Here is a 13,883-nt window from a genome sequence, read left to right on the forward strand (position 1 = left end):
AAGAGACAGGGGGGAACTCAGTTCCCCCGGCGGGGGTTCGGGGGCGGAGCCCCTGATCTTTTGCTTTTGAAGAAGTCGGTCAGCAGCGTGGCGCATTCGGTTTCCCGGATGCCGCCGACGACTTCCGGCGCGTGGTGGCAGGAGGCTGCGCTGAAGATGCGCGCCCCGTGCTCCACCCCGCCGCCCTTCGGGTCATAGGCGCCGAAGACGATGCGTTTGACCCGGAAGAAGCTGGCGGCCTGGGCGCACATCGGGCAGGGCTCGAGGGTGACGGTCAGGGTGCAGTCGGGCAGGCGGGGCGAGCCGCGGGCGGCGGCTGCCTGGCGGAGCGCCAGGATTTCCGCGTGGGCCGAGGCGTCGTGATCGGCCTCCACCCGGTTGCCGGCGCGGCCGAGGACATTGCCGGCGGGGTCGGTGACCACAGCCCCCACCGGGACCTCGCCCCTCGCCGCGGCGGCGCGCGCCTCGGCGAGAGCGAGCTCAATCGGACTCACGGCCCGATCAGCTGGCCGCCATCGGCGGTGATGGTGTGGCCGGTGACCCAGCGGGCGCGGCGGGAGGCGAGGAACATCACCACATCGGCCATCTCCTCGGGCTCGCCGAGGCGGCCGAAGGGGATCTGGCCCAGCACCGAGTTGTAGAGCGCCGGGTTGCTGGTGCGGCGGTCTTCCCAGCTGCCGCCGGGGAACTCGATGGAGCCGGGGGCCAGGGCGTTCACCCGGATGCCCTTGGCCGCATACATCTTGGCCTGGCTGGCGGTGTAGTGGATCACCGCCGCCTTGATCGCGCCGTAGGGGGCCGAGCGGGTGCTGGCCCGCATCGCCGAGATCGACGAGACATTGACGATGGAGGCGAAGCCGGGCTTGCCGGGCTCGGCCGCCTTTTCCAGCCAGGGCAGGGCGGCGTGGCTGGCGCGGACGATGGCCATCATGTCGACGTCGAAGGAGGCGGCCCAGCCGGCCTCGTCATCGGTCTGGCCGAAGCCGGAGGCGTTGTTCACCAGCACGTCGATGCCGCCCAGCGCCGCAGCGGCGGCCGGGATGAAGGACGCGATGTCGTCGGCCTTGGCCAGGTCGCAGGGCGCGGCGAAGACCGTCTGGCCATGCGCCGCCAGCTCGGCCCGCGCGGCCTCCAGCGGTACAGCGCCACGGGCGCAGATGGCGACGGCGGCGCCGGCCTCCGCGAAGCCCAGCGCGATGCTGCGGCCGATGCCGCGGCTGCCGCCCATGACCACGACGCGCTTGCCCGAGAATTCCATCGACGTCTCTCCTGACGATCCCGCCGGCAGATCAGCGCAAAGCCTGCGCCCCGACAAGGCGGGGGTGCAGGTTTCACAGGCGCCGGGCGCAGCTTTCCGTTGTGATCCCGGCGCGAGGGGGCTAGGGACCGGCGCATGCGCAAGCTTCCCCTGATCGGCCTGACCCTGGATGCGGAGCAGCCGGGCGGCTACTCCAAGCTTCCCTGGTACGCCCTCCGCCAGAACTATTTTTCCAGTGTCGTCCGGGCGGGCGGCCTGCCCATCGCGCTGCCGCATGAGGCGGCGCTGGCCGAGGCCTATCTCGACGAGGTCGACGGGCTGCTGGTCACCGGCGGCGCCTTCGACGTCGACCCGTCGCTCTATGGCGGCGGCCCGGCGCATGAGACCGTCACGCTGAAGGAAGGCCGCACCGCCTTCGAGCTGGCCATGGTGCAGGGCGCGCTGGCCCGCGACCTGCCGGTGCTGGGCATCTGCGGCGGCGAGCAGCTGCTGGCGGTGGCGCTGGGCGGCACGCTGATCCAGCACATCCCGGACAGCGTGGCCGATTGCCTGCCGCACGAGCAGCCCAACCCGCGCACCGAGCCGGGGCATGAGGTCGCCATCACCGCCGGCAGCCTGCTGGCGCGCGCCGCGGGGACGCTGCGGATGGCGGTGAATTCCGCGCATCACCAGGCGGTCGCCACCGCCGGCCCGCGCGCCGTGGTCAATGCCGTCGCCCCCGACGGGGTGATCGAGGGCATCGAATCGACGACGCACCGCTTCGCGCTGGGGGTGCAGTGGCACCCCGAATATGCGGTGGACCCGAAGGACCAGGCGATCCTGGACGCCTTCGTCGCCGCCTGCCGTGACGCCGCCAGCGCCCGGAGGGCCGCATGACCGACGATATCCTGGACGCCGAAGAGGCCGCCCGCGGCGAGCGCATCGCCAAGTGGCTGGCCCGCGCCGGCGTCGCCAGCCGCCGCGACGCGGAGAAGCTGGTGGCCGAGGGCAAGGTCTCCCTCAACGGCCGCGTGGTGGAGACCCCGGCCACCTTCATCGGCCCCGAGGACCGCGTCACCGTCGACGGCAAGCCGGTCGGCCAGGCGCAGCACACCCGGCTGTTCCGCTACCACAAGCCGGCCGGGCTGGTGACCACGCACAAGGACCCGGAAGGCCGCCGCACGGTGTTCGAGGAGCTGCCGGCCGCCCTGCCGCGGCTGGTCTCGGTCGGCCGGCTGGACCTGAATTCCGAAGGCCTGCTGCTGCTGACCAATGACGGCGCCCTGTCGCGCAAGCTGGAGCTGCCGTCCAATTCCTGGACCCGCCGCTACCGCGCCCGCGTCCATGGCCGGGTCGACGAGCGCGCCCTGGCCGCCCTGGCGCATGGCATCACGGTCGAGGGCGTGGCCTATGGCCCGATCCAGGCCGGGCTGGATTCCCGCCAGGGCACCAATGCCTGGCTGACCGTCAGCCTGACCGAGGGCAAGAACCGCGAGGTCCGCCGCGTCCTGCAGCATCTCGGCCTGACCGTGACCCGGCTGATCCGCACCGCCTATGGCCCCTTCCTGCTCGGCGACCTGCCGCGCGGCGCGGTCGAGGAGGTGAACGCCAAGGTGATGCGCGAGCAGCTGGGCCTCGACGCCCCGCCGCGCATCCGCCGCGGCAAGGAGCTGGCCGCCGAGGCCGCCGCCAAGGCCGCCGGCCCCGCCACCGCCACGCCCGCGGACGCCCCGGCGCCGAAGCCCGAGGCGATGCAGCGGTCCCGCCCCGCCAAGGCGCCGCGCGCCCGCAACGCGACCGAGCCGCTGCGCCGCGCCTGGGGCGCCATCGCCCAGGGGCCGGATGCCGACCAGCCGCAAGGCCCCGGCAAGCGCGGCCGCGGCGGCCCGCGCAAGCCGCGCTGATGCGGATCATCGCCGGGCGGCATCGCGGCCGCCGCTTGGAAGCGCCGCCCGGCGAGGCCACCCGCCCGACCGCCGACCGCGTCCGCCAGGCGCTGTTCGACATGCTGTGGCACGCCCCCTGGGCCGGGCGCGAGGCGGTGGAAGGCGCGATCGTGCTGGACGCCTTCGCCGGCACCGGGGCGCTGGGGCTGGAGGCGCTGTCGCGCGGCGCGGCCGCGGCCTATTTCGTCGAGAAGGACCGCGTGGCGCTGGGCGTGCTGCGCACCAACATCACGATCTGCAAGGAAGACAGCCGCGCCCGCATCCTGGCCGGCGACGCCACCCGCCCGCCCAAGGCGGCGGCGGCCTGCAGCCTGGTGTTCCTCGACCCGCCCTATGGTAAGGAGCTGGTGCCCAAGGCCCTGGCCGCCCTGGGCGCGGCAGGCTGGATCGCGCCGGGCGCGCTGGTCATCGCGGAAACCGGGCGGGACGAGGCGCTGAGCCTGCCAGGCTTCGAGGAAGTCGCCACCCGGGAGCACGGGGCGGCGAAGATTCTTTGCCTGAAGGCAGCCGGCTGAAGGCAGGGCAGGCCAGGGGAATGAATTCCCCCAGCCTTACTTCCCGTCGTCTTCCCCGAACGTCGCCCCCAGGCGCGTGTAGACCTCGCGCAGGCGCTTGTCGTAGGCCTCGTTGCTGAACAGGGCGGCGCGCTTCGGGCCGGCGGCTTCCAGCCAGCCGCGCAGCTCGGCATCGGTGTCCAGCGCGCGGATGGCCTCTGTCATGGCGCGGACATCGTAGGGGTCGATGGTGATGGCGGAATCGCCCACCACCTCGGGCAGGGACGAGGTGTTGGAGGTCATCACCGGCGTGCCCAGCTTCATCGCCTCCAGCGCCGGCAGGCCGAAGCCTTCGTAGAGCGAGGGGAACATCGCCGCCTTGGCGCCGCGGATCAGCGAGATCAGCAGGCGGAACGGCGCGTAGTCGAGCAGGATGATCTTGCTGCGCTGGCGCAGGATCGAGCCTTCCTGCACCTGGTAGCGGATATGGTCGTCGAAGATCAGCTTCAGCTCTTCCTCGCTCTGCCAGGCCTTCTTGCCGACCAGCACCAGCGGCAGGTCGGTGCCCGAGGAGAGATAGGCCTCGATCATGCGGCCGACATTCTTCTTCGGCTCGATGGCGCCGAAGAACAGGAAGTACTTCTTCCATTCCAGGCCGAAGCTGCCGCGGATCTCGTCCTGCGCCTCGTCGACCGGCTTCTCGGTGAACTTCCGCGGCAGCTCGACCGCCTGGTAGGTGTTGGTCACCTTCTCCGGGTCGGCGCCGAGGAGGTTGATGATGTCCTGGCGCGACGCCTCGGAGACGGTGACGATATGGTCCGCCTTCTTGACGATCTGCCGGTTCATCTTGAAGTAGCGGCGCTTGTTGTCGAGCGTCGTGTAGGGCAGCCGCAGCGGCACCAGGTCATGCAGGCAGTAGATGTTCTTGGCGCCCGGGATCCGCATCGGCAGCGGATAGGTCCAGTGCATGATATGCGGCGGCCGCGGCATGGTGACGCTGATCGGCCGGCCGTAGACCTTGAAGGCGTTGTGGGCCAGGTTGAAGCCGTTCTCGACGTTCCACAGATGGTCGAAATGCGGCATCCGGCTTTCGAAGGTGGTCGAGACCACGTTGCCGGTCACCGGCACCCGGGTGGCGTATTCGCCCAAGGGTCCCATCAGGGTGCGCCGGGTGTTGCGCAGCCAGCGCAGCAGCGGCGAGCTGTCGCCGACGCGGTTGTCGAAGAAGGCGATCTCGCGGATCAGCTCGTTGCGGCTGGGGCTGGCCCGGGTGCCGTAGAGCACGCCGACCTCGGCGCCCAGCGCCCCCAGCCGGAAGCTCAGGTTGCGCGCGTAGGTTGCCACGCCCGTGCCCTTGTCGAGCGCGAGGTTGTAGCCGTCGATATAGATTCGGGACCGCATGATCCGACCCTAGCGGAGGCGGCGGCCGGGGCGAAGGGGGCGTTTGCATTCCGCGGTCGGCGATTTGCTGCGGCGCAAGGGGACTTGACCAGGGCGGGTCCGCAGGGCCGATAGGGATCATGCACGGACGGGGGCGGCGATGAGCGGTCGGCAGCAGGAGGCGGAGGCCTTGCGGCGGGAGGCCGACGCCTTGCGCGACAAGCGCGAATGGCGCGCCGCCGCCGAGGCCTATGGCGCCTTCCTGGCGCTGCGCCCGGACGATGCCGGCATGCAGGTGCAGCGCGGCCACTGCCTGAAGGAGGCCGGCGACGTCCCCGCCGCCCTGGCGCTGTACCGCAGCGCCGCGGCGCTCCGCCCGCGCGACGCGGACATCCCGCTGCAGATCGGCCATGCCGAGAAGATCCTGGGCCGGCGCGACGCCGCCCGCGACGCCTATGCCGAGGCCGCCCTGCTGGCGCCGCTGGCCGAGAATCCCTGGCGCGAATGGCAGGCCCTGGCGGCGGCGCGTCCGGGCCGGGCGGCGCCGGCGGCGGCGGGCGTGGTGCTGGACCTGACCGATCTCGCCGCCTGGGTGCGCGGCGGCCACCGGGCGCCGTCGGGCATCCAGCGGGTGCAGCTGGACCTGGCGCGGGCGGCGCTGGCCCGGCAGCCGGCGCCGCGGCTGGCGGCCATGGCGCGCGCGGGCGGCGGCTGGCGCGAGCTGCCGGCGCCGCTTTTTCTTCGGTTGGACCTGCTGATGACCACGGGGGCGGACACGACCGACCCCGACTGGCTGGCGGCCGTCGCGCTGCTGGAGGCGATCGTCGAGACGCCGCCGCCGCTGCGCTTCGCCCCGGGCGCGGTGCTGGCGACGCTGGGCGGCAGCTGGAGCCTGCCCGACCACCTGGCCTGCCTGCGCGCGGCGCGGGAACGCGACGGGCTGCGCCACGTGCCCCTGCTGCACGACTGCATCCCGCTGCTGCTGCCCGAGCACTGCGCCGAGGGCGTGGTGCGCGACTATGCCCGCTGGTTCGCCAATCTGTCGCTGCATGCCGACGGGGTGATCGCGGTGTCGCGCTCCACCGCCGAGGACATGAAGCGGCTGCACCGCGCTTTGCTGCCCGAACTGCCGGTGCCGGAGGCCGCGGTGCTGCGGCTCGACGCCGCCCCGCGGGCGGTGGCGGGGGCCGCGCCGCCGCATCCGCTGCTGCGCGGCGACACGCCCTTCGTGCTGTTCGTCTCGACCATCGAGGGGCGGAAGAACCACCTGATGGTGTTCAACGCCTGGCTGTCGATGCTGCGCCGCGCGGCGGGGACGCCGGCGGCGGCGCAGGTGCCGATGCTGGTCTGCGTCGGCCGCCCCGGCTGGCGCGCCGAGCCCGCCATGGCCCTGCTGGAGGGCGCGCCGGAGCTGCGCGCCCGGGTGCGCATCCTGTCCGAGGTCTCCGACCCGCTGCTGGCGGCGCTGTACCGGGCCAGCCTGTTCACCCTCTACAACAGCCACCACGAGGGCTGGGGCCTGCCGGTCACCGAAAGCCTGGCCGCCGGCAAGGTCGCCCTGGTGCCGCGGCATTCCTCGCTGGTCGAGGCGGGGGAGGGCGGCGCCGTCTTCTTCGCCCCCAACAGCGAGCCCGACCTGCTGGCCCAGCTGCAGCGGCTGATCCACGACCGCGGCTTCCGCGAGCAGGCCGAGGCCGCCATCCGCCCGCCGCCGCGCGGCTGGGACCAGCTGGCGGCGCAGTTCCTGGGCGATGCCGCCCGGCTGGCCGATGCCGGCGGGCCGCGCCCGGCGCCGCCGGTGGCCGCCGGCCGGGTGCATCCGCTGAAGCGCCTGGAGGGCAGCCGGCCGCGCCTGGCCATGGCGGTGGCCGAGACGCTGCGCGAGGGCGAGGCCTGGCACCCGCTGGAGCCCTGGGGCTGCTGGACCCGCCCGGGCGCCGCCACCCTGGCGCTCGCCGCCCCCGATCCGGGGCCGTTGTGGCTGGAGATTTCTCTCCGTGGCCTCCCGCTGCTCGAGGGCCCGGTGCCCGACCAGCCGGTCGAGCTGCTGGTGCTGCGCGACGACCTGCCCGCCGGCGAGGCGCGGCTGGTGACGGTCGCCGCCGGCGCCGCGCCGCTGGTCGGGCTGCAGGTCGCCGCGGGGGGCGGGATGCTGCGGGTGGAGATCCTGTGCCGCGCCGCGGGGGTGGATGCCGAGGGCCGGGCGATCGGCATCGGCGTCACCGCGCTCGGCCTGGCCGCGGCCGACAGCGTGCCGGAGCGGCTGGCGCTGCTGGAGGCGCGCAGCTTCGCCATGCCGCGCGACCAGCTGGCCGAAGCATGACCGGCCGCGACTTCGACGCGGCCTTCCGCGCCGAGCTGGCCGAACTGTTCCGCTGGCGCCGGGATGTCCGGCATTTCCGGCCCGAGCCGGTGCCGGGCGCGCTGCTGGACCGGCTGATCGCGGTGGCGGACCTGGCGCCCTCGGTCGGGCTGAGCCAGCCCTGGCGCTTCGTCACGGTGGACGACCCGGCCCGCCGCGCCGCCATCCGCGCCAATTTCGCGGCCAGCAACGCCGTGGCGCTGTCCGGCCAGGCGGAGGGCAAGGCCGCGCTCTATGCCCGGCTGAAGCTGGCCGGGCTGGACCAGGCGCCCTGCCATTTCGCGCTGTTCTGCCTGCCCGACCCGGCGCAGGGCCATGGGCTGGGCCGGCGCACCATGCCGCTGACGCTGGATTATTCGGCGGTGATGGCGCTGCACAGCCTGTGGCTGGCCGCCCGCGCCGAGGGGCTGGGCCTGGGCTGGGTTTCCATTCTCGACCCGGAGGCGGCGAAGGCCGCGCTCGACGTGCCGGGGGAATGGCGGCTGATCGGCTATTTCTGCCTCGGCTGGCCGCAGCAGGAGGAGGCGCTCCCGGAGCTGGAGCGGGAAGGCTGGGAGACGCGGCACGCCTCGGCGCGGCTGGCGCGATAAGGAAGGGCGGGGGGGATGAATTCCCCCTGGCCTGTCACGGCCGTTCGGCCCGCTCCAGCATATGCTGCGGCTCGTCGAATTCCCGGTGCAGATCCTCGCCCCCGCGCAGCGCCAGCGGCCGCATCAGGAACACCGCGCCCCAGCCCCAGGCGCCGTTGATGACGACCCAGTGCCACCACTCGGCCTCGAAGCCGGGGACGGTGATGAACCAGCGTTGCAGCCAGGTGAAGCCCAGGGCGCCGGCCAGCCAGCCGACGAACAGGTCGGGCAGGACCAGGACCAGGCGCAGCAGCAGCGCCAGCAGCCCGCCGAGCCCGGCGCCCAGCAGCATCAGCGCGTAGAGGCTGGGCATGCCGGCCAGCACCGGCGTTTCCGCCAGGGCATGCATCGGCGCGAAGAGGAAGCCGCGGACCGGCACCAGCCCGGCGGTCTGGTGCAGCACGAACAGCGTCGACTGGTGGAACACCACCACCGCGGCGGCGCCCATCACCAGCCCGCCGCTGATGGCGCGGCAGGGCCCGGCGGGGATCAGGCGGAGGAGGCAGATGAGGAGGATCGCGGCGATGGCGCCGGTGCCGGCGACCTCGCCCAGGCGGCCGAAGCTCGCCTGGGCCAGGGCCTGCTCCAGCGGCAGGGGGGAGGTGCCCCCCCTGCCGGCCATGACCTTGGCGATCAGGTAGAAGGAGGCTGCCACGAAAGCGCCGCGCCAGGCGGCGCGCAGCAGCAGCCTCACCCCGAACATGGGGAAGTCAGGTCAGGCGGCGCGCTCGGCCACGCATTCGCGCATGGCGTCGCCCAGGATGTCCATGCCCTCGTTGATCAGGGCGGTGGAGGTGGTCAGCGGGCAGAGGAAGCGGATCACATTGGCCCGCACGCCGCAGGACAGCAGGATCAGCCCCTTCTGCGCGGCGCGGGCGATCAGCGCCTTGGTCAGCTCCGGATCCGGCTTGCCGGCGTCGCCATCGGCCACCAGCTCCATCGCCACCATCGCGCCCAGGCCGCGGATGTCGCCGATGACGCCCTTCAGGCTGTTGGAGTTCTGCAGCTCCTTCAGCCGGTCGGTCAGCAGCGTGCCGATCTCCTCGGCGCGGGCGCAGAGGCCCTCTTCCTCGATGATGTCGAGCACGGCGTTGCCGGCGGCCAGCGCCAGCGGGTTGCCGCCATAGGTGCCGCCCAGGCCGCCGGCCTGCGGGCTGTCCATGATCTCGGCCTTGCCGGTTACGGCCGAGAGCGGGAAGCCGCCGGCCAGCGACTTCGCCATGGTGATCAGGTCGGGCTGCACGCCGGAATGCTCGATGCCGAACATCTTGCCGGTGCGGGCGAAGCCGGTCTGCACCTCGTCGGCGATCATGACGATGCCGTACTCGTCGCAGATCTTGCGGATGCCGGCCAGCAGCTCGGCCTGGGCGACGTAGAAGCCGCCCTCGCCCTGCACCGGCTCGATGATGATGGCGGCGATGCGCTTGGGGTCGATATCGGCCTTGAAAAGGGTCTCCAGCGCCTCGAGGGTCTGGGAGACTTCCTTGCCGTGATAGGCGACCGGGAAGGGCAGGTGGTAGACGTCGCCCGGCAGCGTGCCGAAGCCGGCCTTGTACGGCATCACCTTGCCGGTCAGCGCCATGCCCAGCAGGGTGCGGCCGTGGAAGGCGCCGGAGAAGGCGATGACGCCCGAGCGCCCGGTGTGGTGGCGCGCGATCTTCACCGCGTTCTCGATCGCCTCGGCGCCGGTGGTCAGGAACACCGTCTTGCGGGGCCCGCGCGTCGGCACGATGGCGTTCAGCCGCTCGGCCAGGCGGATATAGCCCTCATAGGGCATGACCTGGATGCAGGTGTGGCTGAAGTTCTCGAGCTGCGCGGTGACCGCGGCCTTCACCTTCGGATGCAGGTGCCCGGTGTTGAGCACCGCGATGCCGGCGGCGAAGTCGATGTAGCGCTTGCCCTCGATATCGGTGATCTCGGCGTTCTCGGCCTTGGCCGCGAAGACCGGGAGCTGGATGCCGAGGCCGCGCGGCACGGCCGCTTCGCGCCTCGCCTGCAGCGCCGCGTTGCTGTCGGCTGCCGTCACGCCCATCGCCCATACTCCATGCTGTCGGTTTCGGGCCGCACGATGCTCCCGCGAAAGGGGGCGGCGCAAGGGCCGCGGGCGGCGAAATCGACCTCGGGCGCGGCTTATGACCGGATGATATCCCCGGTGATATCGCAGGGCGATCAAGGGGATGAGGCGGCGCGCGGGGTCAGCCGAAGACGTGCAGCGCCACCACGCCCAGCAGGCAGGCCAGCAGCGACCACAGCACCGGCATGTCCACTTCCTGCGGCGCCAGGGCCGGGATGACGCAGCTGGCGCCGGCGACGCTGTCCAGAGGATCGCTCATCGGGATTTTCCTAATGCACTTTTCTGGTGGATATTTTAAGAAGTTCCACCAGAATAATCCATTCTAATCACGCGGCGCGGGGACAAAATCTGCGCGTGCGGCCGCAGGAACAACGATTTCATGGCGCATAATTCGCTGTCCCGGCGCGGCCTGCTGGCCCTGGCCGCCGCCCTGCCGGCCGCTCGCGCGCTGGCGCAGCCGGGCGATTTCCCCAGCCATCCGCTGCGGCTGATCGTTCCGGTGGCGCCCGGCGGCAGCCAGGACGTGGTGGCGCGGCTGATCGCCCGCGGCATGGGCGAGACGCTGGGCCAGACGCTGCAGGTGGAGAACCTGCCGGGCGCCGGCAGCAATATCGGCTACGAGGCGGCGTCGCGCGCGCGGCCCGACGGCTACACGCTGCTGGCCGGGTCCGACAGCCTGTCGATCAATGCCGCGCTGTTCCCGAAGCTGAACTACGATCCGCTGACGGCCTTCACGCCAATTCTGTCCGGCGTCGCCGTGCCGCAGATCCTGGTGGTGCGGGCCGATTCCCCGGCGCAGGACCTGGCCGGCTTCGTCGCCGCGGCGCGGGACGCCCCCCAGGCGGTCGGCACGCCCGGCAATGGCAGCCTGTCGCACCTGGTGGGGGAGCTGATGCAGCAGGCCGCCGGGCTGCGCTGGACCCATGTGCCCTATCGCGGCGGGGCGCTGGCCATCAACGACCTGCTGGCCGGCCATCTGCAGGCGGTCTGGATCAATATCGGCGCCGTCGCCGATGCGGTGAAGGCCGGGCGGCTGCGCGGCCTGGCCGTGTCCTCCGAGGCGCGGGCCGGCGCCCTGCCGGCGGTGCCGACGCTGGAGGAAGGCGGCTTCCAGGGCCTGACCGCCACCGGCTGGCACGGGCTGGTGGCGCCGGCCGGGCTGGAGCCCGCCATCGCCGCCCGCCTGGCCGCCGCCGGCACCGCGGCGCTGCAGAAGCCCGAGATCGCCCAGCGCCTGGCCGGCCTCGGCGTCGAGGTGCTGGACGAGCCGCCGGCCGCCCTGTCCCGCCGCATCGCCGCCGATGCCGCGCGCTGGGCCGCGGTGGTCCGCCAGGGCAATTTGCGCCCCGACTGAACGCCCCGACTGAACGTCCCGACGAAGCCTGGTTCAGGCGGCGGGGGCGAGCTCCGCCAGCATCCGCCGCGCCTTGGCGTCGCGGGCGATGGCGACCACGGCGCCGGTGCCCTCGCCGGGCAGGAAATCCTCCAGCGGGCGCAGCTGCAGCGTCAGCGCATGCAGCAGGGCCCAGGCGCGGATCTCGCCTTCGCGGGTGGCGGGCAGGATTAGCAGGTCGGCGGCGGTGTCGGTCATCGGACGTTGCCTCGGCAAAGGGTTTCGACAGGGGCGCGGGGCCAGGGGGCCGCAAGGGGCCGTCACGCCTGGCAGGGCGTCCCGAAGGCATCGGCAGTGGTGGCGCGCATCACCTGGGCGAAGAGGCGCAAGGCCTCCGGTCCGCCCTGGTCGAGCAGCGCGCCGCCTTCCATCTCCCGCGCCAGCAGTTCCGCGTGGCCCGCCAGGGTCAGCGCGGCACGGCGCAGCGCCTCCTGCGAGAAGGCGAGCTGCTGCTGCTCGGAGAAATCATTCCAGGGAAGGGCACGGCTGGAGGACATGGCGGGTCCCGGGGCTGCGCCTTCCTGGCAGGGTTCCGTCTGTCTGACGGCCCGCGGAAGATGCGCCGCAGCAATGAACGCTGCCTTAACGCCGCCCACTTTTCCGTGATTTTTTTGTCTCGGCGGGGCACTGCCCCGCCGAGCTTCCTCAAGTCATGCCGGGGCGATGCCCCGGCACAGGTCGTTCCAAGGCTTACTTGTCGCGGGCGAGCTCGTAGAGCGCCACCGAGGCGGCGACGGACACGTTCAGGCTCTCGATCGCATCGGTGATCGGCAGCTTCACCAGCTCGTCGCAGGTCTCGCGCTGCAGCCGGCGCAGCCCGCTATCCTCGGCGCCCAGGACCAGCGCCACCGGGCGGTCCTTCGGCTTGGCGGCGGCCAGCGTCGTCGTCGCCGCGCCGTCCAGCCCCATCACCCAGTAGCCCGCCTTCTGCAGCGTGACGATGGCGCGCGACAGGTTGACCTCGCGCACCACCGGCACGGTGTCCAGCGCGCCCACCGCGGCGCGGGCCATGGCCCCCGTCTCCGGCGGCGCGTTGCGGTCCTGCATGATCACCGCCGCCGCGCCGAAGGCCGCGGCCGAGCGCAGGATGGCGCCGACATTGCGCGGGTCGGTCACCTGGTCGAGCAGCAGCACCGTCCCGCGCGAGGCGGCCAGCGCATCGTCCAGATGCACCGGCGGCAGCGGGTCGGCCAGCAGGGCGGCGCCCTGGTGCACCGCATCCTCGGTCAGGAAGGTCTGGAAGCGCGAGCGCTCCACCCGCTCGGCCTGCAGCTTCCAGGGCTTGGGCAGCTTGGCTTCCAGCGCGGCCTCGGCCTCGGTCGTCAGCAGCAGCCGCTTGAAGCGCCGGCGCGGATTGGCCAGCGCCGCCGCCACGGCATGCAGCCCGTAGAGCCACAGCGTGTTGCCCTCGGGCTTCTCGCGGCGCTCGGGCGCGGCGGGCTCGCGCGGCTCGGTGCCGCGCAGGTCGCGCGGGTTGCGGCGCGGGGCGGGCGCTTCGGCGCGATAGGCCGGCGCGGCGTCGCCACGCGGGGCCGGCGCGGCCTCGCCACGGTCGGCCGGCCGCGGGCCGCGGAAGGCGGGCGCGCCCCGGCTGGGGCCGCGGCCTTGGGGACCAGGGGTGACGAAGCCCGGGGTGGTCGGGCTGGCAGGGGAACGGGACGGGTGGCGCGGGCCTTCCGGCCGGCGAGGGGGGCGGGACATGGGCGCATCCTGCGGATCGGCCGCGCCGAAGCAAGCGTCGCGATGCAGTTTCTTCACCTTCTTCGCCGGGACCTCCGTTGACAGCACCGTCTGAAACCGGATAGAGCGCGGCGCTCCCGCCGGCCGGGATCGCATGGAGGGGTGCCCGAGTGGCTAAAGGGGGCGGACTGTAAATCCGCTGGCGCACGCCTACGTTGGTTCGAATCCAACCCCCTCCATATCCGGCCCCTTGTCGCGACGGTGTCGCGGATTGGCCGGAACCTTAATCCCGGCAGGAGGCGCCACGGCGCGGACGCCATTGCATGGCAACCGCGCGGTGCGGGTGTAGCTCAATGGTAGAGCCCCAGCCTTCCAAGCTGGTTGTGCGGGTTCGATTCCCGTCACCCGCTCCAACTTCCAGGAGCGGGCGTTGGGCCATGGGCGTTTCTGCGCCGGTATCGGCGCTTTGACCGACAGGGTGACCGATAGATGGCGAAAGCTAAATTCGAGCGGAACAAGCCGCACTGCAACATTGGTACGATCGGCCACGTCGATCATGGCAAGACGTCGCTGACCGCGGCGATCACCAAGATCCTGGCGAAGGCCGGCGGTGCGACCTTCACCGCCTATGATCAGATCGACAAGGCTCCCGAGGAGCGCGCGCGCGGCATCACGATCTCGACGGCCC

Annotated in this window: 15 protein-coding genes, 2 tRNA genes and 1 pseudogene; 9 read left to right on the forward strand and 9 right to left on the reverse strand. The window is 72.5% G+C overall.

The genetic code is table 11. The features are described 5' to 3' along the window. Positions 1–17 precede the first annotated feature (17 nt). Both GVN67_RS23690 and GVN67_RS23695 read right to left on the reverse strand, forming a co-directional pair. Positions 18–494 carry a nucleoside deaminase gene (locus tag GVN67_RS23690; protein WP_159999797.1) on the reverse strand — a complete coding sequence of 159 codons (477 nt, stop codon included), beginning with the start codon at positions 492–494 and terminating at the stop codon, positions 18–20. Then, the gene (locus GVN67_RS23695) at positions 491–1,258 is read right to left on the reverse strand and encodes an SDR family NAD(P)-dependent oxidoreductase (protein ID WP_159999798.1); all 768 of its coding nucleotides are present in this window, start codon (positions 1,256–1,258) and stop codon (positions 491–493) included. The genes GVN67_RS23690 and GVN67_RS23695 overlap by 4 nt, the downstream gene beginning before the upstream one ends. Positions 1,259–1,393: 135 nt before the next feature. On the opposite strand from GVN67_RS23695, the gene GVN67_RS23700 reads away from it, so the two are divergent. The 3 genes and pseudogenes from GVN67_RS23700 (at position 1,394) to rsmD (ending at position 3,698) form a co-directional block, all read left to right on the forward strand. Further along, positions 1,394–2,134, forward strand: coding sequence for a gamma-glutamyl-gamma-aminobutyrate hydrolase family protein (locus tag GVN67_RS23700; RefSeq protein WP_159999799.1), 741 nt, complete (start codon positions 1,394–1,396; stop codon positions 2,132–2,134). Beyond that, positions 2,131–2,919 (forward strand): annotated as a pseudogene (locus GVN67_RS23705) (pseudouridine synthase); the annotation flags it as partial. The gene GVN67_RS23700 and the pseudogene GVN67_RS23705, both read left to right, overlap by 4 nt. A gap of 221 nt (positions 2,920–3,140) precedes the next feature. Then, a complete protein-coding gene (rsmD, locus tag GVN67_RS23710) occupies positions 3,141–3,698 on the forward strand; it encodes a 16S rRNA (guanine(966)-N(2))-methyltransferase RsmD (protein ID WP_159999801.1) in 558 nt (185 codons plus the stop codon). Positions 3,699–3,734: 36 nt separating this feature from the next. Here the strand turns inward: rsmD and GVN67_RS23715 are convergent, their stop codons facing one another. Next, positions 3,735–5,078 (reverse strand): glycosyltransferase family 1 protein, encoded by a 1,344-nt coding sequence (locus GVN67_RS23715; RefSeq protein WP_159999802.1) that lies wholly within the window; start codon positions 5,076–5,078, stop codon positions 3,735–3,737. A gap of 139 nt (positions 5,079–5,217) precedes the next feature. Between GVN67_RS23715 and GVN67_RS23720 the strand changes: the two genes are divergently transcribed. Further along, positions 5,218–7,380 carry a glycosyltransferase gene (locus GVN67_RS23720; RefSeq protein ID WP_159999803.1) on the forward strand — a complete coding sequence of 721 codons (2,163 nt, stop codon included), beginning with the start codon at positions 5,218–5,220 and terminating at the stop codon, positions 7,378–7,380. Continuing rightward, positions 7,377–8,009 (forward strand): 5,6-dimethylbenzimidazole synthase, encoded by a 633-nt coding sequence (gene bluB / locus GVN67_RS23725; RefSeq protein WP_159999804.1) that lies wholly within the window; start codon positions 7,377–7,379, stop codon positions 8,007–8,009. The genes GVN67_RS23720 and bluB overlap by 4 nt, the downstream gene beginning before the upstream one ends. Positions 8,010–8,043: 34 nt before the next feature. On the opposite strand, the gene GVN67_RS23730 is transcribed toward bluB, so the two are convergent. The 3 genes from GVN67_RS23730 to GVN67_RS23740 form a co-directional block, all read right to left on the reverse strand. Further along, positions 8,044–8,751 (reverse strand): hypothetical protein, encoded by a 708-nt coding sequence (locus GVN67_RS23730; RefSeq protein WP_159999805.1) that lies wholly within the window; start codon positions 8,749–8,751, stop codon positions 8,044–8,046. 12 nt (positions 8,752–8,763) lie between these two features. Continuing rightward, on the reverse strand, positions 8,764–10,080 hold the full coding sequence (gene gabT, locus GVN67_RS23735; RefSeq protein WP_159999806.1) for a 4-aminobutyrate--2-oxoglutarate transaminase: 1,317 nt from the start codon (positions 10,078–10,080) through the stop codon (positions 8,764–8,766). Positions 10,081–10,243: 163 nt separating this feature from the next. After that, positions 10,244–10,381 (reverse strand): hypothetical protein, encoded by a 138-nt coding sequence (locus GVN67_RS23740; RefSeq protein ID WP_159999807.1) that lies wholly within the window; start codon positions 10,379–10,381, stop codon positions 10,244–10,246. 120 nt (positions 10,382–10,501) lie between these two features. Here GVN67_RS23740 and GVN67_RS23745 point away from each other — a divergent pair, with 120 nt between their 5' ends. After that, the gene (locus GVN67_RS23745) at positions 10,502–11,476 is read left to right on the forward strand and encodes a tripartite tricarboxylate transporter substrate binding protein (RefSeq protein ID WP_159999808.1); all 975 of its coding nucleotides are present in this window, start codon (positions 10,502–10,504) and stop codon (positions 11,474–11,476) included. 33 nt (positions 11,477–11,509) lie between these two features. Here the strand turns inward: GVN67_RS23745 and GVN67_RS23750 are convergent, their stop codons facing one another. From GVN67_RS23750 to rlmB, 3 genes are all read right to left on the reverse strand, one after another. Beyond that, positions 11,510–11,713: a hypothetical protein gene (locus tag GVN67_RS23750; protein WP_159999809.1), complete on the reverse strand. Its 204-nt coding sequence runs from the start codon at positions 11,711–11,713 to the stop codon at positions 11,510–11,512. A gap of 62 nt (positions 11,714–11,775) precedes the next feature. Continuing rightward, complete coding sequence (locus tag GVN67_RS23755) at positions 11,776–12,012, reverse strand: hypothetical protein (RefSeq protein WP_076958663.1); 237 nt, start codon at positions 12,010–12,012, stop codon at positions 11,776–11,778. A gap of 193 nt (positions 12,013–12,205) precedes the next feature. Next, positions 12,206–13,216 carry a 23S rRNA (guanosine(2251)-2'-O)-methyltransferase RlmB gene (gene rlmB, locus GVN67_RS23760; protein WP_159999810.1) on the reverse strand — a complete coding sequence of 337 codons (1,011 nt, stop codon included), beginning with the start codon at positions 13,214–13,216 and terminating at the stop codon, positions 12,206–12,208. 135 nt (positions 13,217–13,351) lie between these two features. Between rlmB and GVN67_RS23765 the strand changes: the two genes are divergently transcribed. The 3 genes from GVN67_RS23765 to GVN67_RS23775 all read left to right on the forward strand — a co-directional run. Next, positions 13,352–13,434, forward strand: a tRNA-Tyr gene (locus GVN67_RS23765). A gap of 100 nt (positions 13,435–13,534) precedes the next feature. Continuing rightward, positions 13,535–13,608 (forward strand) — tRNA-Gly (locus GVN67_RS23770). A gap of 76 nt (positions 13,609–13,684) precedes the next feature. Further along, positions 13,685–13,883 (forward strand): GTP-binding protein (locus GVN67_RS23775; RefSeq protein WP_235035448.1); only part of this gene is annotated, 199 nt, incomplete at its 3' end.

It is taken from the genome of Roseomonas sp. 18066, assembly GCF_902706185.1.
Taxonomy (GTDB): domain Bacteria; phylum Pseudomonadota; class Alphaproteobacteria; order Acetobacterales; family Acetobacteraceae; genus Pseudoroseomonas.